Source organism: Methylobacter sp. (genome assembly GCF_004322395.1).
Classification (GTDB): domain Bacteria; phylum Pseudomonadota; class Gammaproteobacteria; order Methylococcales; family Methylomonadaceae; genus Methylobacter_A.
Window position 1 is genome coordinate 1 of sequence record NZ_SCTW01000060.1, and the last position, 20,385, is coordinate 20,385.

20 protein-coding genes are annotated in these 20,385 nt (G+C 45.3%); 12 read left to right on the forward strand and 8 right to left on the reverse strand.

The window, feature by feature from the left end; translation table 11 throughout:
- From EPO18_RS08605 to EPO18_RS08625, 5 genes are all read left to right on the forward strand, one after another.
- On the forward strand, positions 1–636 hold a 636-nt coding region (locus tag EPO18_RS08605; protein ID WP_292432948.1), incomplete at its 5' end, for a hypothetical protein.
- Between the two features lie 173 nt (positions 637–809).
- Entirely contained in the window at positions 810–2,369 is a 1,560-nt protein-coding gene (locus EPO18_RS08610; protein WP_292432949.1) for a TolC family protein, read from the forward strand.
- Positions 2,370–2,575: 206 nt separating this feature from the next.
- Positions 2,576–3,322 carry an efflux RND transporter periplasmic adaptor subunit gene (locus tag EPO18_RS08615; protein ID WP_292432950.1) on the forward strand — a complete coding sequence of 249 codons (747 nt, stop codon included), beginning with the start codon at positions 2,576–2,578 and terminating at the stop codon, positions 3,320–3,322.
- Positions 3,315–4,655, forward strand: a complete 1,341-nt coding sequence (locus EPO18_RS08620) for an efflux RND transporter periplasmic adaptor subunit (protein ID WP_292432951.1) — start codon at positions 3,315–3,317, stop codon at positions 4,653–4,655. Before EPO18_RS08615 ends, EPO18_RS08620 begins: the two co-directional genes overlap by 8 nt.
- Positions 4,640–6,754, forward strand: coding sequence for a site-2 protease family protein (locus EPO18_RS08625; RefSeq protein WP_292432952.1), 2,115 nt, complete (start codon positions 4,640–4,642; stop codon positions 6,752–6,754). The genes EPO18_RS08620 and EPO18_RS08625 overlap by 16 nt, the downstream gene beginning before the upstream one ends.
- Before the next feature lie 261 nt (positions 6,755–7,015).
- Here the strand turns inward: EPO18_RS08625 and vapC are convergent, their stop codons facing one another.
- Both vapC and EPO18_RS08635 read right to left on the reverse strand, forming a co-directional pair.
- Positions 7,016–7,405 carry a type II toxin-antitoxin system VapC family toxin gene (gene vapC, locus EPO18_RS08630; protein WP_292432953.1) on the reverse strand — a complete coding sequence of 130 codons (390 nt, stop codon included), beginning with the start codon at positions 7,403–7,405 and terminating at the stop codon, positions 7,016–7,018.
- The gene (locus EPO18_RS08635) at positions 7,402–7,596 is read right to left on the reverse strand and encodes a type II toxin-antitoxin system VapB family antitoxin (RefSeq protein WP_292432954.1); all 195 of its coding nucleotides are present in this window, start codon (positions 7,594–7,596) and stop codon (positions 7,402–7,404) included. Before EPO18_RS08635 ends, vapC begins: the two co-directional genes overlap by 4 nt.
- A gap of 221 nt (positions 7,597–7,817) precedes the next feature.
- Between EPO18_RS08635 and EPO18_RS08640 the strand changes: the two genes are divergently transcribed.
- From EPO18_RS08640 to EPO18_RS08665, 6 genes are all read left to right on the forward strand, one after another.
- Entirely contained in the window at positions 7,818–8,063 is a 246-nt protein-coding gene (locus EPO18_RS08640; RefSeq protein WP_292432955.1) for a type II toxin-antitoxin system Phd/YefM family antitoxin, read from the forward strand.
- 74 nt (positions 8,064–8,137) lie between these two features.
- On the forward strand, positions 8,138–8,368 hold the full coding sequence (locus tag EPO18_RS08645; RefSeq protein ID WP_363331489.1) for a type II toxin-antitoxin system VapC family toxin: 231 nt from the start codon (positions 8,138–8,140) through the stop codon (positions 8,366–8,368).
- Positions 8,369–8,693: 325 nt separating this feature from the next.
- Positions 8,694–9,908, forward strand: a complete 1,215-nt coding sequence (locus EPO18_RS08650) for an N-6 DNA methylase (protein WP_292432956.1) — start codon at positions 8,694–8,696, stop codon at positions 9,906–9,908.
- Positions 9,909–10,012: 104 nt separating this feature from the next.
- Positions 10,013–10,912: a phosphoribosyltransferase-like protein gene (locus EPO18_RS08655; protein ID WP_292432957.1), complete on the forward strand. Its 900-nt coding sequence runs from the start codon at positions 10,013–10,015 to the stop codon at positions 10,910–10,912.
- Positions 10,913–10,915: 3 nt separating this feature from the next.
- Entirely contained in the window at positions 10,916–12,871 is a 1,956-nt protein-coding gene (locus tag EPO18_RS08660; RefSeq protein WP_292432958.1) for an ORC-CDC6 family AAA ATPase, read from the forward strand.
- An 8-nt stretch (positions 12,872–12,879) separates the two neighbouring features.
- The gene (locus EPO18_RS08665; RefSeq protein WP_292432959.1) at positions 12,880–13,779 is read left to right on the forward strand and encodes a hypothetical protein; all 900 of its coding nucleotides are present in this window, start codon (positions 12,880–12,882) and stop codon (positions 13,777–13,779) included.
- 604 nt (positions 13,780–14,383) lie between these two features.
- Here the strand turns inward: EPO18_RS08665 and ilvC are convergent.
- From ilvC to EPO18_RS08695, 6 genes are all read right to left on the reverse strand, one after another.
- Complete coding sequence (gene ilvC, locus EPO18_RS08670) at positions 14,384–15,400, reverse strand: ketol-acid reductoisomerase (protein ID WP_292432960.1); 1,017 nt, start codon at positions 15,398–15,400, stop codon at positions 14,384–14,386.
- A gap of 108 nt (positions 15,401–15,508) precedes the next feature.
- On the reverse strand, positions 15,509–16,000 hold the full coding sequence (ilvN, locus tag EPO18_RS08675) for an acetolactate synthase small subunit (RefSeq protein WP_292432961.1): 492 nt from the start codon (positions 15,998–16,000) through the stop codon (positions 15,509–15,511).
- Positions 16,000–17,736, reverse strand: a complete 1,737-nt coding sequence (locus EPO18_RS08680; RefSeq protein ID WP_292432962.1) for an acetolactate synthase 3 large subunit — start codon at positions 17,734–17,736, stop codon at positions 16,000–16,002. The genes ilvN and EPO18_RS08680 overlap by 1 nt, the downstream gene beginning before the upstream one ends.
- A gap of 280 nt (positions 17,737–18,016) precedes the next feature.
- Positions 18,017–18,844: a DUF2797 domain-containing protein gene (locus EPO18_RS08685; RefSeq protein WP_292432963.1), complete on the reverse strand. Its 828-nt coding sequence runs from the start codon at positions 18,842–18,844 to the stop codon at positions 18,017–18,019.
- 144 nt (positions 18,845–18,988) lie between these two features.
- Positions 18,989–19,435, reverse strand: a complete 447-nt coding sequence (locus EPO18_RS08690) for a molybdenum cofactor biosynthesis protein MoaE (RefSeq protein ID WP_292432964.1) — start codon at positions 19,433–19,435, stop codon at positions 18,989–18,991.
- Between the two features lie 2 nt (positions 19,436–19,437).
- Positions 19,438–19,671, reverse strand: coding sequence for a MoaD/ThiS family protein (locus tag EPO18_RS08695; RefSeq protein ID WP_292432965.1), 234 nt, complete (start codon positions 19,669–19,671; stop codon positions 19,438–19,440).
- A 140-nt stretch (positions 19,672–19,811) separates the two neighbouring features.
- Here EPO18_RS08695 and moaC point away from each other — a divergent pair, with 140 nt between their 5' ends.
- Complete coding sequence (gene moaC / locus EPO18_RS08700; RefSeq protein WP_292432966.1) at positions 19,812–20,291, forward strand: cyclic pyranopterin monophosphate synthase MoaC; 480 nt, start codon at positions 19,812–19,814, stop codon at positions 20,289–20,291.
- Positions 20,292–20,385: the final 94 nt, after the last annotated feature.

The window sequence follows — 20,385 nt, forward strand, 5'->3', positions numbered from 1 at the left end:
GGCGGTTCGTCCGGTTTTGGTGGAGGACTGGGAGGTTCATCCGGTTTTGGCTCCGGCTCCAGCCAAACCATAGTCATAGATATGAAGCTGACTACCGATTCAGGCGGAAGCGGTACGTCCGGTGGCACCATAAACATACCGTCCAGCGCCTTTGCCGGATTGAATATGTCCGGGCTGATAACTATTACTGCAACGCAGTCCAGCGGGCAAAGTTTGCCGTCCTTTATCAGTGTTAACCCCAGTACCGGCGCAGTGACAGTAAAAGAAGGGGCTATCGTGACTAATCCGATAACCGTGAAAGTCACTATCAGGGACAGTCAGGGTAAAGATGTGGTTGTTCTGGTTAAGGTCAAGCCGCAGAACGGCCGCCCGCAAGGACAAGGTCAGGGCCAAGGCCAAGGCCAACAGCATGATAATGGGGAAAGCAATCAGCAGGATGATGGGGATAATCAACAGGGACAGGGAAGAGGGCAACGAAGCCAAGTTGAACCAACTGATAAGCAAGTGGCTCAGGCCGGTAAGCCCGGTTTGACGCAGCAGCTACAGATGGTGGGCAGAAAAGGCTTTGAGCTTCAGCGTCAAAAATTGCTGGACAGTCTGGCCAGTATGACTAAAAACGATAAGGATGCCGCCTGACATATAATGATTAAATAACTCATATCGTTTGCGTAATGGCGGTTGCGATCGGCCGCCCTTACAGAGGATGTTTTCAGCGTTTGAAGCGTGAATGCATTCTCACAGCAGTAAAACCAGGCGGAAAGAGAGCCGTCTGTAAGTCTTTCAACATAATAGTAATAATAAAAAATATCATGAATTATTCAGCCCCCCAATTTATCGCCGGTCTTACCGGTGTCGCCTTGTTAGCAGGTTGCGCCATTATGCCGGAACCGATTACTCAAGTTGAGCAAAAGACATCGCTTGATGCCGATAAGCAGGTCATTTTTGCCAAGCAGGAAGCTATCACTGCGCCCCTCACTGTTTATGAAGCGATGGCCAGGGCGCTAAAATACAATCTTAACCATCGCGTCAAAATGATGGAGCATGCCGTGGCCGACGGACAGTCCGATTTGGCAAAATTCAGCTTATTGCCCGACTTGATTGCTTCGGCGGGTTATAAGGGCCGTGATAATTACAATGCTTCTAACAGCAAGAACGCTGTCACTGGCGCCCAGCAATTGCAGTCATCGACCTCTCAAGACCGGTCGCGCAAAGTTTACGATTTCACCTTCAGTTGGAACGTGCTGGACTTCGGTGTCAGTTATTTTCAGGCTAAGCAGGATGCCAACCGGGTTTTGGTTGCCGAGGAAAGCCGGCGCAAAACCGCTCAGTTGTTGATGCAGGATGTGCGCACCGCATTCTGGCGCATGGCAGGCAGCCAGCAACTGGAAGGAGAGATTGATAAAATCCTGGGTAGCGCCAGACAGGCGCTGAAAGACGCTCAGAATATTGAAAGCGAACGTTTGGCTGCACCGCTGGCGATATTGCAATACCAAAAAGATCTGCTGGAAATCATCCGCAAACTGGAAGAACTGTCGGAAACGCTCCGTCTTGCCAAAACCGAACTGGCTTCATTGCTGGGTGTATCGCCCAGCCAGAAATTCCAGTTGAAATTGCCTGAAAACAGCGCGCTACAAACGCCGGAATTTTCATTGCCGATCGACAAAATGGAAGAAATGGCGCTGCAATTGCGCCCTGAATTGCGCGAGGAAATCTACAACAACCGCATTACTACGGAAGAGACGCACAAAGCCATATTGCGCTTGCTTCCCGGTATTGAGTTCAAGACCGGATACAACTTTGACAGCAACTCGTATCTGCTAAACAACAACTGGTTGGAGTTGAGTGGTTTAATCAGCAATAACCTGATGGAGTTGGTTTCTGCTCCTGCGCGCTTTGACCAGATAGACGCCCAGGAAAAGCTAGGAGATACGCGCAGGCTGTCGGTTTATATGGCGGTATTGACGCAGGTTCATCTCTCTTATCAGCAGTTCTTAGTGGCGCAACAGCAGTACAAGCGTACCCAGGAACTGGATGGAATCACCCAGAAGATTTCAAAGCACATCAGCAATGATACCGAAAATGACGCAAAAACCGGGTTGGAACGCATCCGCGCGACAACCAATGCCTTGATGTCCCGGTTACAACTACTTGAAACCTATGCCAGCATTCAAAGTTCGCTGGGCCGGGTTTATGTCTCGCTGGGCCTTGATCCTTTGCCGGCCTTTATTGAAAATTACGACATTAAGACTCTGGCGAGCTCCATTGAAGCGGTCGACAAAAACTGGCAGGCAGGGCGATTCCCTTCGTCAACGAAACCGGAAGAAGAAAAGTTATCGGCCGTTGATTCGAGTGTAATCAAAAAAAATTAGCTTGCAGGAAGGAATAAACCTGTTTGAGCGTAAAGAAAACAGGTTTATTCCGGCTCCTTTGCAGGACAAGCCGAAACATCCCCTTCGTGCTAGTTGCAAAGCAAATATTGAGCGGCCCAAAAGGCGGCAGCCCAACCTAATCGTGGTAAAAATCCTTTATACATGATTTTCCAAATATAACCCTCAGTAAACAATCAAGACTTACTATGCGTACTTTTTTAAGATTGCTCATCTGCATCGCAGGTTTTAGCGCGTTTAGCTCAACTTATGCCGCAGAACCGGCTGAAATTCGCGCTCAACTCAATGCGCAGCATGCTTCTATCCTGTCCAGTGAAATGGCGGCAAAAATCATTCAGCTGAATGTTCAGGAGGGAGAGCGGTTTAAGCAAGGGGATTTGCTGGTTGCTTTTAATTGCGCCGAGCAGCAGGCGCAGTTGAAAAAAGCGCAGGCCGTGGTGCAAGCCGCCGAAAAAACTTATGAGGTTAATACCCGTTTGACCAAGCTCAATTCGATGAGCCCGCTGGAGCTTGAAATGGCGGCCGCCGAAGTCGCCAAGGCCAAAGCCGATATTGCGTTGATGGGCGCGGTGCTGCAAAAATGCACGATTGCCGCGCCTTTTTCAGGGCGCGTGGCCGAGCGGTTGGTGCAACGTTATCAATATGTTAAAGCAGGCGATCCGATTCTGGATATTCTGGATGACAGTCAGCTTGAAGTTACTGTGCTGGTGCCTTCCAGTTGGCTGATGTGGTTGAAACCGGGTTATGAGTTTAAGGTTTTTCTTGAAGAAACTCAGCGCGAGTATCCGGCCAAGGTCAAGATGCTGGGTGCTCGTATCGATGCGGTCAGTCAGTCCATTAAAATTACCGGAGTCATTACCGGCAAGTCTGACGGCCTGTTGGCCGGGATGAGCGGTCGCGCCATTTTTGCGGCAGAGTCAGCCAAGCATGACTGATACGATGACCGGTTCGCAACGGCAGCTGACGGCGCTGGCGACGTTGCTGCAACTGGAAAAGTCTTTCCGCAACGCCGATACGGCCGAAGCGCTGGCCTATACGCTGGTTAACGATAGCCGCAGTCTGATTGAGTTTCGTCAGGCGGCGTTATGGCAAATAGACGGCTCGCAAGTAGTTGCAGTCTCCGGCTTGGCGGTGATCGACATTAATGCCCCGTATATCTTCTGGCTGAAACAGGTGTTCAAACAGTTATCCGCGGACACTTCCGGAGCCATTCGGCCGTTAACGGCAGAAGACCTGAAAGGCGATTGTGCCGATGACTGGGCGCAGTGGCTACCGGCTCATGCCTTGTGGCTGCCGGTGTCTGCTCATGGCGCTGCACCGCAAGCCGGTCTGCTGTTGGCGAGGGATTCCGCTTGGACGGATGGGGAGCTTTATCTGTTGGAACATATGGGGCACACCTTCGGACATGCCTGGGCGGCTTTGGCGCCCCGTCCGCCTTTCTGGAAACAGGACTGGCTGACTAAAAAACGTCTGATGATCGGTCTGGCTGTGCTGTTTTGTCTGTTATGGATTCCGGTACGGCAAACCGCGTTGGCTCCGGCCAGCGTTATTCCGGGTCATCCGACTATTCTCAGGGCCGCTATTGACGGCGTCGTCGGCCGGTTTTATGTGCAGCCCAACGATCAAGTGGCTAAAGACCAGCCTCTGCTAAGCCTTGAAGAAGAAACCATTAAAAATAAGCTGACCGTTACCCGCAAAGCTTTGGCGGTTGCCGAAGCCGAGTACCGCAAAACCGCGCAGCAGGCGATGTTCGACATCGACAGCAAGGCGCAGGTCAATATTCTTAAAAGCCGAGCCGAACAACAGGAAGCCGAAGTGCGCAGCATGGAAGATTGGCTGGCGCGTATCGACATCAAAGCGCCGCATGCCGGGATAGCGGTGTTTTCCGATGTTAACGACTGGATAGGCAAGCCGGTCACTGTCGGCGAACGTATTTTGATGGTCGCCGATCCTGCCGATGTCGAGTTGGAAGTGCAGTTGCCGATTGCGGATGCGATTAATCTGGAGCCGGGCTCCAAGGTGCAGTTTTTTTTAAATGTCGATCCGGCCACGCCGGTTTCGGCCGTTCTGTATTTTGCCGCCTATCAAGCCGAGGTTACGCCTGACGAAGCCTTGGCTTATCGCTTGAAAGCCCGGTTCAAGCAGGCGGACGTATTGCCTAGAATCGGCTTGAAAGGAACTGCCAAGGTCTTCGGCTCGCGGGTTCCGTTTGTTTATTACGTGTTAAGAAGACCTTTGGCGGCATTGAGACAATGGATGGGAATGTAATTTACCTGCCGCCGTTGCGTGAAGAGCTGGATTTGTTTCCGGGGCCTTGCGCATTCGACGGTTCTCCTACCTGGACGCTTTATGATCCGGTCAATCAACACTTCTATCGTATCGGGCAACTTGAAAACGAGATTCTGGCGCATTGGGACTTAAACTCACCCGAGGCCATCAGCGAACAAATATCGCAGCAGGGGTTGATTAACGTTAGCGTTGACGATATTCAGCATTTATTGCAGTTTTTAGCCGGCCATAACCTGCTCCAGAGCAGGGGAAAAGAGGCGGTGCAGCGCTTGGTCGGTCAAGCCAAGGCCGCGCATCATCACTGGTTTACCTGGCTGATCCATCATTACCTGTTTTTTAAAATTCCGCTGCTTCGTCCGGATCGCTTGCTGGCGCGGACTTATCCTGCGCTACGCTGGATTTATCAGCCGGCGGTGTTGCATGTATTGATAGCTTTGGTGCTGGTTAATTTATATTTGCTGATTGACCGCTGGGACATGTTCAGCCGGACTTTTCTGCATTTTTTTTCGACCGAAGGCTTTGTGTATTACGCCGTTGCGCTGGCTTTGACTAAAACCCTGCATGAATTGGGTCATGCTTATACGGCTCATCGATACGGATGCCGGGTTTCCGCGATGGGCGTGGCTTTTCTGGTGATGATGCCGGTGTTATATACCGATGCCAGCGATGCGTGGAAATTGACCTCGCGGCGGCAACGGCTGGCGATTGGTTTTGGCGGGATTGCCGCTGAATTGGGGCTGGCCGTTTTATGCACCACGCTGTGGCATTTTTTGCCTGACGGCCCGTTGCGCAGCAGCGTATTTTTGATGGCGACAACTACTTGGGTTATGACGCTGTTGATTAATCTAAACCCATTAATGCGTTTTGACGGCTATTTTTTACTGTCGGATTATTGGGGAATTGAGAATCTACAAAACAGGGCATTTGCTCTGGGACGCTGGCAACTGCGGCGGCTGTTGTTCGGCTTTCTCGATGAAGTGCCGGAGCGGTTTCCGGCAAAGACGCAACGGTTACTGCTGATTTATGCCTGGTGTATCTGGATTTATCGCTTCTTTCTGTTTTTGGGGATCGCCCTGCTGGTGTATCACTTTTTCTTTAAATTGCTCGGCCTGTTTTTAATGATGGTCGAGGTCGGCTGGTTTATCATGCTCCCTATCGTCAAAGAAGTTAAATATTGGCTTGAACACCGCCAACGCATGGAGTGGAATCGCAATACGCTGACGACTTTGTCGGCAATCCTGATCGTCATCGGCATTTTGTTTATTCCCTGGAAGAGCCGCATTGAAGCGCCCGGCCTGTTGAAAATAGCCGCCCATACCGAGCTTTTTATGCCGCTGCCCGCTAAGCTGGATCGGATTCTGGTCGTTAAAGGAGAAACCGTTAAGGCGGGACAAGCGCTGGTCCAGTTCAGTTCGTCCGACCTTGATTCGCGTATTGAACAAAGCAAAATAAAGATCGAATCGTTACGCTGGGAACTGTCTTTTCACGGCCAGGAAAAGAACCTGATCAATCGGCGGCTGGTGGCATTGACCGAACTGGAAAGTGCGGGCAGTGAGTACGACGGCCTTATGGATGAACGTAAACGCTTAACCGTTCAGGCGCCTTTTGACGGCGAAGTTATCGAGGTCAACGACCTGTTGAATGCCGGGGAATGGATCGCCAAGGACGAGCCGCTGTTAACCGTGGGGCAATTCGATGCTTATCAGATAGAAGCTTTTTTGGCTGAGGATCATTTGGGGCAGATTCAATCCGGCGCTGAAGCGAAGTTTTATCCTGAGCAACTGGATTGGCCGAGTATGCCGTGCCGGATTGTGCGCATCGATAATGCCGCGGCTTTGCAGTTGCCGCCGGTTTTTACCTCCCGTTACAACGGCAGCATTGCGATTCGGGGTAACAACAAGGATGTATTGGTTCCAGAAACATCGGTTTACCGGGTTTGGCTTCAGCCCATGGAAACCGGCGAGCCGATTAATCGAGCCATTAAAGGCAATGTGCTGATTGACGGAAAGCCCGAAAGTATCGCCTCATCGCTATGGCGACAAGTTGCGGCCGTGTTGATCAGGGAATCGGGATTTTAGCTGTTTTTAGGTTTATGCATGTTGAGGTAATTCAGTTTCATCGCAGTAAACGAGGCTATTACCGGTGAACATGCCGTTTCTATCGACAGTTTGCCACCATCCCAATGCTGTGACTTAAGCCGTTCGTGCTGAGCCCTTCGGCCTTGCTCAGGAGAGTCTTGTAGAAGCATGAATGGCTTAAGTCATCGTGCGAAATACCCTTCGGCAAGCTCGGGGCAAACGGAGGGGTAAGTCAGCAGTATTGGAGATTAAAGGGAACCTCTATACAACCTGTAAACCCAAAAATTGTTGAAAGGGCTGAAAGTCCTTGTCTGAATGCAATAACGGCAATTCGTTTTCAATACAGAAAGTAGCAATCATCGTGTCGATGGTTTTTCGGATCGTAATGCCTTGTTTGCGCAAGTTTCTGAAATTTTCGGCACTTTTTAAACTTAGAGTTACGCCCAACATGGCGTGGACAGGCAGGGAGCAAAGCAGGTTTTTTGCGGCTTGGTAATCCTGGTCTAATCTAAACCCTTGCAGCACTTCAGCCAGAATCAAATCTCCTGTGCATACAGGCTGCACACCCAGTAAGTTATCCAGCTTTTTGGTTGCCAATGTTTCTGTGCCGTTGAAATAATCGATCCAAACACTTGAATCGACCAGGATCACCGATCAGTCCTCATTTGCTCCAGATCACCCTCCCATTTTAATTTGCCTTTAAAGGCTTTGATGCCCTCTTGCTGTTTCAACATCAATAAGGCTTTTAAACCGAGTTCTACCGCTTCGCGCTTGGATTTTACCCCCGTCGCTTTTAGAACATCGGCCATTAATGTGTCGTCTATGATTATATTGGTTCGCATTGGGTTATCCTTGTGTAAGGAATTTATAAACAATACACATTAGAGCATGCTCTTTGACTCAATTCAAACAAGAATGCGCCAGTGATCATGCATCACAAAAGCATCAGGGATTGCTTTTTTTCTAATATCAATAGCCCCATATCAAGAATCATCAGATGCCCTAATTTTCTAAATCATATATCATAGACTAAACTAATTGAATTTAACTCAATGAGGTTATCATGCAGACAGTCAATATCCATGAAGCCAAAACCCAACTGTCTCGCTTGATAGATCAAGCGGTAAAGGGTGAGTCTTTCATCATCGCCAAAGCTGGAAAGCCGCTGGTCAAGGTAACTAGGTTGGATGCTCCATCGGCCGGACAAATTCGAAGGCTAGGTTTCATGGAAGGACAGATCACCGTTCCTGATGATTTCGACAGCATGGGAGCTAAGGAAATCGAGCTGCTTTTTGACGATGAAGAATGAAGCTGCTACTGGATACCCACTGATTATTATGGGCGGCCGGTTCGCCTGACCAATTATCAGCAGTTGCTCGCCCATTGCTGGAAGACCCATCGAACGAACTGCTTTTCAGTGCGGCCAGCCTTTGGGAAATTGCCATCAAGCGCGGGCTTGGGCGTTCCGATTTTCAGGTCGATGCAAGAGTGCTACGTCGTGGACTGTTGGACAACGGCTATCAAGAATTGGCTATTAACGCCGAGCATGCCGTTTCTATTGATAGTTTGCCGCCCATTCATAAAGACCCATTCGACCGGATCCTTATTGCGTAGGCAACTGTCGAGGGCATCAACTTGCTGACAGCGGATGCTTTGGTGGCGAAGTATCCGGGGCCAGTTCGGCAAGTTTAATTCTTAAATGGATGAGTGTGTTATTACATACCACAACTTCAAGGTAGGGATAGCGTACAAGGCTACTCAGTTAAATAAAACTACAGAATAACCAATTCAAAAGGATCAGTACATTTCAAAAACAAAAATGCACAATATACAGACTCTATGTTTTTTTTTCGTGCCATTTAAATATTAGCTGTTCAGCTTACTTTGTCGCTGATGTTATCATGTAGAGTAAGTATTTAAGACAATAAGAAAATGAAGAATGCAACTCTCTCGCCCTTCCAAAACATCTGATCCATTAGGATGCTATTACACTAAACCAGCAGTAGGAGCATTATTAGTTACTGCTATGGGAATAGAATGTCCCAGCACAGTCGTGGATATCTGTGTTGGTGACGGTGCTCTTATAAGAGAAGCGGCTAAGCAATGGGAGGGAACTCGCTTCATTACCGTCGATATTGAGGAAAAAGGGAAATGCACACTCCTTCAGACACTGAATGAACGAGTAATTACTCATCATGTTAGAGATTCCCTGGATTTAGATTTAGCCAACCACCTTGGCTTGCGGTGGGGTGAGGCTGACATGGCGCTCTGTAATCCCCCCTATATCCGTCCTAAATGGAAAAAACAGTTTTTAGAAATTCTTGAAGATGCTGGACTGAGCCATGTTTTGCCACGAATGCGTGAGATTCCTGCTGACCTGCTTTTCATTGCACAAAATCTTCGGTTATTGCGTCAAGGTGGACGATTAGGTTTGATTTTGCCAGATGGAATTGTTGCCGGAGAAAAATACTCTGTCTTTCGTAAAACCTTGCTTATGAATCATCAAGTTGAACGTGTAATTGAATTACCTCGTAGAATATTCAGAAACACAGATGCTAAAGCTCACATTGTCATAGTTTCGAAGCATTCAAATAGATCAGAATCAATTTCAATCCAACGTCTTGAGCAAAATGGTAAGTTGTCCCCGCAACTACAGGTAACAGCAGACAATGCAGCGAAAAGACTTGATTATTCTTACATTTCGTCAGCTTATAGAAATATTTCTCACGGACAGCAAAAAATAGCTGAAGTGGTTATTGAAGTGTTTCGAGGCTCATACTCGTCATTAGATAGAAGATTCGCTGACTTTCCAGTGTTTCATACAAGTAACTTCTCACCTGACAGTGCATTTGTACCTCAAAAATATCAACTGACTTCTGATGCAGTAAAAAATGTGGTTGGAAAATCTGCTTTACCAGGAGATATTTTAGTTGCTAGGGTAGGTAGAAATCTAAGTCAAAAAGTTTGTATGGTACGAACAGGAAAGGTTGCAATCTCAGACTGCATATTACTGCTTAGAGTTTTACCTGAATACAGACAGGCAGTTTTTTCTTATTTAAGCAGTGAGTCAGGTCGTCTAGCGCTTGAAGCCGGAAGCCATGGCGTTGGTGCAAAATTCTTAACGGTTCGATCATTAATGGAACTCGTTTTTTGAAACATAATTGAATTTACTCTATAGAATTTTAAGTAATTCACTCACTATTTAGCTAAACAAATTAAAAACAACTTTTTGCTCTGATATACCGAGAACTCATCAAAATGCACTTATCGATTGAACCAAGTAAAGATAATCTAAATCTAACAAAAATAATCAGATTACTTTGTAATACCAAAATTCGCCAGCCAATGAACTTTGAACAAATCAAAACATGGTTGAATCAATTCGATAAAGGCCCAGAATATACCTTAGCGCTGCTAATTTTGAGGTTTTTAATTTATAGAACATCAGACCAATTGGTTTCATCATTAAAACAAGCTCTTAAATGCGCTACCAAAAATTTTACACATTCGAGCCATTTACTAGAAACTCATGACTGGAGAGAAATTTTAAATGGTACAGTTAATGAATCAACATTATGCTTTAATTTTGGGCCTGTACAATATGAATATACCCAGCCAGGGACAAGTGGTGAAATTATAACCAGGTTATTAAGAAATCAAATAGGCATCACCAAATCTAAACTTTATTACACGAGTCAATGTGCAAAGCTTAAACCATTTGAAAGATATTTATTAGTAGATGATGGGCTTTACACTGGAGATCAGTTGGCCGAATTTATCCGCCAAAAATGCAGTTTTATGACTTCTTGTTCTCAAACAGGGATTGTAGTTGCCTTAGCTCATGTTGATGGAATTAAACTTTTTAAAGACATATATCCAGACATTCCTGTGTTTTATGGAGAAAGAATAACCTCTAAAAATTGCTTCGAGGCCATATCAAAAGAATGGATTGATGACGGAATTTGGCCCTACACTGAAATAACTCCATTAGAACAATATCTTGAAATTGTAGAAAATAAAGCAAGATTTGAAAAAAAAATGCCTCTAGGGTATGGGAATCTTGGCTGTTTGATTGCTTATGATCACGGCATACCAGATGATTCACTGCAATTACTTTGGGATAAATCAGACAGTTGGAACCCACTTATTGCGAGATAATACATGACAACTTCAGAAATTAATATACTAGCAAAAACTAGAGCAGAAGAACATGACGCTGATATATGGGGTGAGTTTTATATTCCTCCATATTTTAATCGCCTTTCCTTAAAGACTGCCACAAAGTCTACTTACATTATTGGCAAGCGTGGTTGTGGAAAAACAATGCTTTTGAAATATTTAGATTATCACACAGCATTTTCAAAAAGACGTGTTGAGATACCAAATAATGAGGTATCTCATATTGGTATTTATTGGAGGGTTGACACACAATTTTGCAATTCGCTAAATTTCAGAGGCTTAAGTGAATATGAGTGGATTTCTATCTTTGAATCCTACTTTGCACTTGTTGTAGCCATTGAGATCATTCGTTCTTTAAAAGTCATTGCAGAGAGCTCTTTCAAAAATTTCACTTGTGAAGCATTCGAAACTTCGCGTCTTCTTTCTCTTCCAGATTTTCATCCTGATTATCCTGAACAATTAAATAAACTCGAATCTTTTTTAGAAACAAGTAGACGAAGATTTTCATCGTGGATAACTAATGTTTCAGCTAGCCAGAAACCGTTTCTTCCTCCAGGAAAAACATTCCTTGAAGAAATGATTAAAGATATTAGAAAAATAGAAGGATTGGGAAAAGCATCATTCTATATTTATATAGATGAAGTAGAGAATCTAGTTCCATACCAACGCCGAGTACTTAACACTTTTCTAAAACATAGCCAAAAGCCTTTGATTGTTAGTTTTGCTTCTAAGGAGCTATCAAATGAAACTGCAACTACTGGTGCTGAATCAATAAATGCAACCCATGATTTCAGGAGATTTTCTTTAGATGAAGGGTTCTTAGATGAAAATGAAAGAAAGATATTTTTTGCAGAAGTTTTTTTGGCTAATTTAGACTTAGCAAAAAAAGAATCTAACAGTGACCTTCTTAATGCACTTCGAGATCCAAAATCCCTTGAGAAAAGAACCGAAGACTCACATAAAACAGAGATACTTGGTGAAATTAAAAAACTATTGCCCAGTATAGCCCATAATAAAATCGCTAATGATGCTGTAGAATCTCGAATTAAGATTCTCACTGATCGTATTTCAAAGGGAATAAAAAAATATGAAACTGAAATATTAGTAGAAGATTTTTTAAATTATAGAAATGTTCCTGAAGCGTTAGTAATTGTCCCTGCACTCCTTCATCGCCCCAAACAAACCCCTGAAAAAATTTTGTTGCAGTTAAATAATTATAAAAATGGAAAAAAAAGTACTTTTGATAACTTAATTCCAAATAATCTCGTTGGTGCATTGCTTGAGTTATACAGACCACATAAAGGACTTTGCCCAGTTTACAGTGGCTTTGATACTTATTGCTCGATGGCAAATAACAATTTACGCCATTTCTTAATTCTTTGCTATAAAGCCCTAGAGGTTGCTGATCTAACCGACGAAAATCAATTTGAAATCCCAGTTGAAATCCAAGCAAGAGCTGCTTATGAAGCATCTGATCAGCTTATTCGTGAGATAAAAACTTTTGGTGCTTTGGGTGAACGATTGCGGATGTTTGTTTTAAGGCTGGGTAATGTGTTTAGAACATTGCAATCGATTCCATCTATGAGCGAACCAGAGCAAAATCAATTTACAATTAATTCTGGTAAAAGAGAATTAAGTAATGAAGAGATGAGTTTTATTTCTGAAGCCATAAAATACGCTATTATCACAGAACAACTGGAAACAAAAAATAAAGGCGCAATTGGTAGTGACACTGTTGATTATCAATTAAACCCAATATATTCACCTTACTTTCAAATTAGTTATCGACGAAAAAGAAAGATAGAAATTTCCGTTGAAGACTTTCATACATTGGCATTTGGCACAGAAGATCACTATACGGAGCTTTCCAACAAATTATCTAAGAATACTAAATTATCTAAAAACAAAAATAACCAAATAGACATTTTTTTACAATGATTCCGTCAGTGATTTTTTCAAATAGCTCTCATGATAATTCAAATGAGATAATTATTTATACAGAAAGTGTTCTTTTCCATGGTGATACAGTTGATGACAGAGGAAAATCGGCTGTCAACTTTGATAGTGATTTGATTACTGATCGCATTCTTGTAAGTTATGATTATGAACAAATGGTTTTAACAGTTGGCGATGGAACTTTAACAGCAGATCTAGCAATAGAACTATTTACTCCATATATTATCGCTAACAAAAATATCATATTAGAAGCTACCACACTTGGTGTGCCAGAACTTTTTTTTGCAATTAAATCACTAATAGACTTAAAGATTGATAATTTTTTAATTATTTATGTCGAGCCAAAAAATTACAGCCGTACTACACCAGCAGCTGACTCATTTGCATTAACTGAACTAAACGCTGGATATAAGCCAATTCCTAATGCTGTAGTAGATTTATCAGGAGAGGATGTAGAAGCTGGTGTCTTTTTTCTGGGTTTTGAACCTGATCGCTTAGAACGAGCTTTTGAAGAGTATCAAATGATTTCATCAAAAGATTTAAAAGTAGTTTTTGGTATTCCTGCATTTCAACCAGGCTGGGAATTAAACTCTATTGTTCCGCATTTAGAAGCAATTGATAATTGTAGTATTTCATATTGTGCTGCTAATGATCCGAGCTCAGCTTATGATTCTTTAGAAGAAACACGTTTGTCTTTAAGAGAAGGCAATAAAATGTTTGTCGCCCCTATAGGGACAAAACCATGTGGAATTGCATCAGCAATTTTTGCAAGCATATATCCATCTCAGGTGGGCTTGCTATATGATCATAGAAAGAAAAAATATAAACGATCCGAAGGGGTAAGTATTTGGCACAGATACTCGATAAAGATACGTATGACCAAATCATAAAAGCCCGGCAGACCGGAATAAGACGGTTTGAGTGACAGCGAGAACCGGCGTTTCCGGCAAACTAACTTTATGAAGCTTACCTGGATTACTCCTGCAATCAAGAACACGAAAGACGATAGCTTTGTCAATTACCTTGCAATAAATTGCGTAAGGAAAATGCTTTGCCAGCAGCCGATGAAATCCGAAATGAATTGAATGAATCCGGCCGTAAAGCGCCAGTGAATCGATTTCGGCAAAAAGGCTGTCGAAAAAATAGTCGCCTACATCTGCTTCTTGTCGATCATAAAACTTTCGGCCTGCGGCAAGGTCTTCTTAGCCTTCTTCGTGCTGAGCCTGTCGAAGCATGAGCGGCTTATACATTCGATGAGCATTTCAAACTCCGCTCACCCTTCGACTGGGCTCAGGACGAACGGAGTTTGGAATGCTCTACTGCGTTTTTTCGGTTCAAACAAACGGGAGAACATGTACGGTCATGCTCCTCACCGCAAAAAAAAGCCCATCATAAAGACGGGCTTTTTTTTAAACGCTTAAACTGACTGTAAATTTATACCCCTCATCCCAACCTTCTCCCTCAAAGGAGAAGGAGCAAAAGAGGGAAATTGGATCAGTTTTTGCTTTTATCAACAATCTGGTTGGCTTTAATCCAAGGCATCATGCTGCGCAGTTTTGCACCGACGACTTCAATCGGGTGCTCTGCATTCAAACGGCGCTTGGCGGTCATTTCAGGATAGTTGGTCATGCCTTCCATAATGAATTGCTTGGCGTACTCACCGTTTCTGATGTTTTTCAACGCTTCGCGCATCGCCCAACGGCTTTCTTCGTTGATGACTTTGGGGCCGGTGACGTATTCGCCATACTCTGCATTGTTGGAAATCGAGTAGTTCATGTTGGCGATGCCACCTTCAAACATTAAATCAACAATCAACTTTAATTCGTGCAAGCATTCAAAGTAGGCCATTTCAGGCTCATAACCCGCTTCAACCAAGGTTTCAAAACCCATTTTTACGAGTTCAACCGCACCGCCGCATAATACCGCTTGTTCGCCGAATAAATCGGTTTCACATTCGTCGCGGAACGTGGTTTCAATAATACCTGAGCGACCGCCGCCAATAGCAGAGGCATACGATAAACAAATCGCTTTCGCCGTGCCTGAAGCATCTTGATGAACTGCGATTAAGTCAGGAACGCCGCCGCCGCGTACAAATTCAGAACGAACGGTGTGTCCTGGTGCTTTAGGCGCGATCATGATCACATCTAAATCGGCGCGCGGCACGACTTGGTTGAATAAAATTGAAAAGCCATGGGCAAATGCCAATACTGCACTTTGTTTGATGTTGGGTTCAATTTCGTCTTTATACAATTTTGATTGAAATTCATCAGGCGTCAAAATCATGACTATGTCCGCGCCGGCAACCGCTTGTGCAACCGGCTGTACGGTTAAACCATGTGCTTCAGCCTTAGCCACTGAAGGTGATCCTGTGCGCAAGCCCACGACAACTGAAACGCCGGACTCTTTTAGATTAAGAGCGTGGGCATGGCCTTGCGATCCGTAACCGATAATGGCTACTTTTTTACCTTTGATGATTGAAAGATCGGCATCTTTGTCGTAATAAACTTGCATGGTTTTTCCTGTTTTTGGGTGTTTAAAATTAATTGGGCAAAGGGCAAAGGGCGAAGGGCGAATGAGCATTGCTTTTTCGCCTTGAGCCTTTCGCCTTTAACCTTGAGTTTACAAATGCAGCCCTTTTTCGCCTCTTGAAATACCGGTCGGCCCGGAGCGGACGACTTCAATAATGGTGTCGCCATCGATTGCCGCAATAAAAGCATCCAGTTTACTGGAAGGGCCGGTCATTTCCACGACATAAGTGGTTGGCGTTACATCGATAATTTTGCCGCGAAATATGTCTGCCATGCCCCTGATTTCTTCGCGCGTTTGCTCCGTAGTTCTGATCTTGACCATCATCAGTTCCCGTTCGATATGAACAGCGTCCGCCAAGTCTATCAGCTTGACCACATCAATCAGTTTGTTCAGCTGCTTGGTGATTTGCTCGATAATGTCGTCGCTGCCTCGCGTGACCAGGGTCATACGCGACAGGCTGGGGTCTTCGGTTGGCGCTACGGTCAAAGATTCAATGTTATAGCCGCGCGCGGAAAACAAGCCTGCCACGCGCGATAAAGCGCCGGATTCGTTTTCAATCAGGATAGAAATGATATGTCTCATTATGCCAACTCCCTGTCGGTCGATGTGCCGTCCGCGACTCTTAAGGTCATATCGTTATGGGCTTTTCCGGCTTCTATCATCGGATAAACATTTTCGGTTCGGTCAGTCAGAATGTCCAAAAATACTGTGCGGTCTTTCATTGCAAAAGCTTCTTCCAGCGCTGGTCTAACGTCCTCCGGTTTATCGATACGCATACCGACATGACCATAGGCTTCCGTTAGCTTGACGAAGTCCGGAATAGTGTCCATGTACGAATGCGAGTAACGGCTTTCGTAGGTAAACTCCTGCCATTGGCGAACCATGCCCAAGTAGCTGTTGTTCAGGTTGATGATTTTTACCGGTGCGTTATATTGCAATGCAGTCGATAATTCCTGGATGCACATCTGGATGCTGCCGTCACCGGTCACGCAAGCAACATCGGAATCGGGAAACGCCAGTTTAACGCCGATGGCCGCAGGTAAGCCAAAGCCCATCGTGCCCAAACCGCCTGAATTGATCCAGTGCCGAGGCTTGTCGAACGGATAATACTGTGCCGCCCACATTTGATGCTGACCTACATCCGAGGTGATATAAGCCTCTCCTTTGGTAACTTCATACAATTGCTCAATTACATACTGCGGCTTGATCAGACGGCTGTTGCGGTCGTATTCCATACATTTGAGAGCGCGCCATTGGTTGATTTGTTTCCACCAACTATCTAACGCTTTCTTGGATGGTTTCTTTTTGCTTTCCCTGATCATTTCCAGCATCTGTTCCAATACCGGCTTGACTTCGCCGACGATAGGGATCGCGACTTTAACGGTCTTGGAAATGGACGCAGGATCTACATCGATATGGATGATTTGGGCATGCGGGCAAAACTGGTCCAGCTTGCCGGTAACACGGTCGTCGAAACGCGCGCCGATCGCAATAATTACATCGCTTTCATGCATCGCCATGTTGGCTTCATACGTGCCGTGCATGCCCAGCATGCCGACGAACTGCTTGTCGGTTGCAGGATAAGCGCCCAGACCCATCAAGGTATTGGTAATCGGGAAGTCCAATAATTGAGCAAATTCGGTCAGCTCTTTGCTGGCCTCACCCAAAATTACGCCGCCGCCGGAATAAATGATCGGCTTTTGTGCGGTCAATAATAAATCCACCGCCTTTTTAATCTGTCCCTTATGACCGGTAACCGCCGGATTGTAAGAGCGGATAGTGACTTTTTTAGGATATTTATAAGGGATTTTTATTCTGGGGTCGGTGATGTCTTTAGGAATGTCGACAACAACAGGGCCGGGACGGCCAGTGGTCGCTACATAAAACGCCTTCTTCATGGTCTCAGCCAGTTTGGTTATATCTTTAACCAAAAAGTTATGCTTCACGCAGGGACGGGTAATGCCGACCATGTCGACTTCCTGAAACGCATCGCTGCCAATGACCGGCAAAGGTACTTGGCCGGAAATAATCACCATCGGAATTGAATCCATATAAGCGGTGGCGATACCGGTCACAGCATTGGTAGCGCCAGGGCCCGAAGTGACCAGGACTACGCCTGGCTTGCCGGTTGCACGCGCATAGCCGTCCGCTGCGTGCGTAGCGCCTTGTTCGTGTCGAACCAGGATGTGTTTGACATCGTCTTGCTGGAAAATGGCATCGTATAAATGTAATACTGCCCCGCCGGGATAGCCAAAAATATATTCTACGCCTTCGTCCTTAAGACTCTGAATTACAATTTGTGCGCCGTTTAGCTCCACGCTAATACCTCAAATAGACTTTCGAATTAAGCTGAATTATATGCGTTTTTAAAATTAGAGACTCAAATGGCCGGTTTGTTTTAAAGAACGTCAGATAAGCTGCTGCTGGTAACCGCCTTTTCAGACGATAGATATCAAGCATTTTACTAGGTTTTTGATGGGATTGCACTCGCATCTCTTATCCTTTTTAATTCTGCCTGAGCAAGAGCAATCGATTTGGTTTTTTTGTTAAAAAGGATCTTGCCAATGGGTTAAATAAAAGCTGAATACAAAGCTGTGACTATTCTGAAAACTCAACCTCATAACCTGCAAATTTGCGAATGTTGATTACGCCGGTATCCAGCAATAAATACTGGCCTTTAATGCCGTTCAGAACGCCGGATACTTCGGTATTTTTATCGAGATTAAACGACTTGATCTTGGCTGGGTAACTCTCTACCGGAAAATGAATATCCACAGCCGGCTCATCGGTTAGAAATTCAAGTGCCTGAGGTCCAAAGCGCTGGATAATATTGTCCAGGTCCGCTTTGCAAGCAGTGATTAATTCATCCCGTTTTGCAATCGGATCGATAGGCTCAGCCTTGCTTTTAAGCATTTGCTGCCAATTGGTTTTATCGCTGATATGCTTGGCAATAGCGATTTCAATCAAGCCGGAAATATGGCGCGACGGCACTTTAAAAATCGGCAGTGCCTGTGTTGCGCCTTGATCTATCCAGCGTGTCGGTATTTGAGTCTGCCGGGTAATGCCGACCTTGATGCCGCTGGAATTGGCCAGATAAACCACATGCGGCTGAAAGCAAAACTCCTTTCCCCATGCGGGCTCCCTGCAGGTGCCTGACTCATAATGGCAGGTTTCCGGTTTCATGATGCACATGTCGCATTGTGCTAACGTGGTAAAGCAGGGATAGCAATAGCCTTGGTTAAAGCTCTTTTTGATCGACCTGTTGCAGTGCATGCAAAGAATGTTGCCGGTATACACTAGCTTAATCGATTTGCCGATCAGCGGATTTAATGCGACTAATTGATCGCCTAAAGGTAACTCATACTGAACCGGCTTTGATTTATCCTGATTCAGACGCGCATGCATTTTTTTTAATGGTCCTTGCATTCAAATATTTCCTAAAAATTAATCACAAAAAGGTCGTTTAAATAATCGCAACCGACGAGTAGGGCGTGCCGTGCGCGCCTTTTTCGGCGCTTGAGTAATTCTGCTATGCTTTGGCGCGCATGGCACGCCCTACTTCAAAGCTGTTTAAAGATAACCATCCGTATTTTTGACCAGCCAACGCTCGGCCTGGGATTTTAACAGCTCTTTTTTCCAGAACGGCGCCCTCGACTTTAACGCTTCCATGATATAACGATTTGCATCAAAAGCATCGCCGCGATGCGAGGTCCAGACTGCCACCAGCACTATCGGTTCATTAGGCAGAATGTCGCCCACCCGGTGCACTACTAGCGCGTCGATAACCGGCCATTGCCGAGAAGCTTCGGCAACGATTTTTTCCAGCTGTTTTTCGGTCATACCGGGGTAATGCTCCAGCGTCATGCCCTTAATATCATCTCCTTCATTGAAATCGCGCATCGTACCTATGAATACACAGGTTGCGCCAAACTTCCCCTCCATATCGCTTGCCGAATACTGATGCGCTTGTGTTTCCTGCCAAGGATCGAAAGGTTCCGCGCAAATTTTTACGATCATTCTCAGCCCCCTGTCACCGGCGGAAAAAACGCCACCTCATCGCCGTCCTTAACTGCACTGTCCAATTCAACATAATCCATATTAACCGCCGCCAAACTATTACTCGGCAGCGGTTTGTTCGGATTGGCGCGGCACCATACATCGCTGACTGTAGTTAAGCCGGCGAACTCCAGGCTGTCTTCCGAGCGTCCGACACTTTCTTTCAAGCTGGCAAAATAACGTACCTTAATTGACATGGTCACTTACTCAGTCACAAAAAATAAAATTCGACAAGTCGCATTTCAAGGTAGAACTGTCAGTCGCCTTTTTAGTTTTCTTAACCGGCAGTTGTTATAATAAAACGCGCTTGCCCTTTCACTGATAATTTTACAGAAAAATGACTGCATTAACCCACTTTAATCAATCCGGCGAAGCTCATATGGTCGACGTCGGAGAAAAGGCGATAACCCAGCGTACAGCCATTGCTGAAGGCTATATTGAGATGCAGCCGGAAACGCTCAAATTGATCGTAGATGGCGGACATAAAAAAGGTGATGTGCTGGGTATAGCAAGAATAGCCGGCATTATGGCCAGCAAGAAAACTGCGGAGCTGATCCCGTTGTGCCATCCGCTGCCGCTAACGCATGTAGAAATCAAACTGAGTGCAGAAGCCGACCGCAACCGAATACGCTGCCAAACTATCGTAAAAACCAATGGTCAAACCGGTGTTGAAATGGAAGCGCTGAATGCCACGCAAATTGCATTGCTTACGATCTACGATATGTGCAAAGCCGTAGATAGGGGAATGGTTATCCAGTCAGTTCGGTTGCTGGAGAAAGATGGCGGTAAATCGGGGCGCTGGCAGCGCAGTCAATAGGAATTTCCGAGTGCTGGCAATTTATGCCAGCAAGCAGAAAAGATCGATTTTATTCAAAGCACTTATCGTTCTGGTTAGCACCCAATGATGTAAT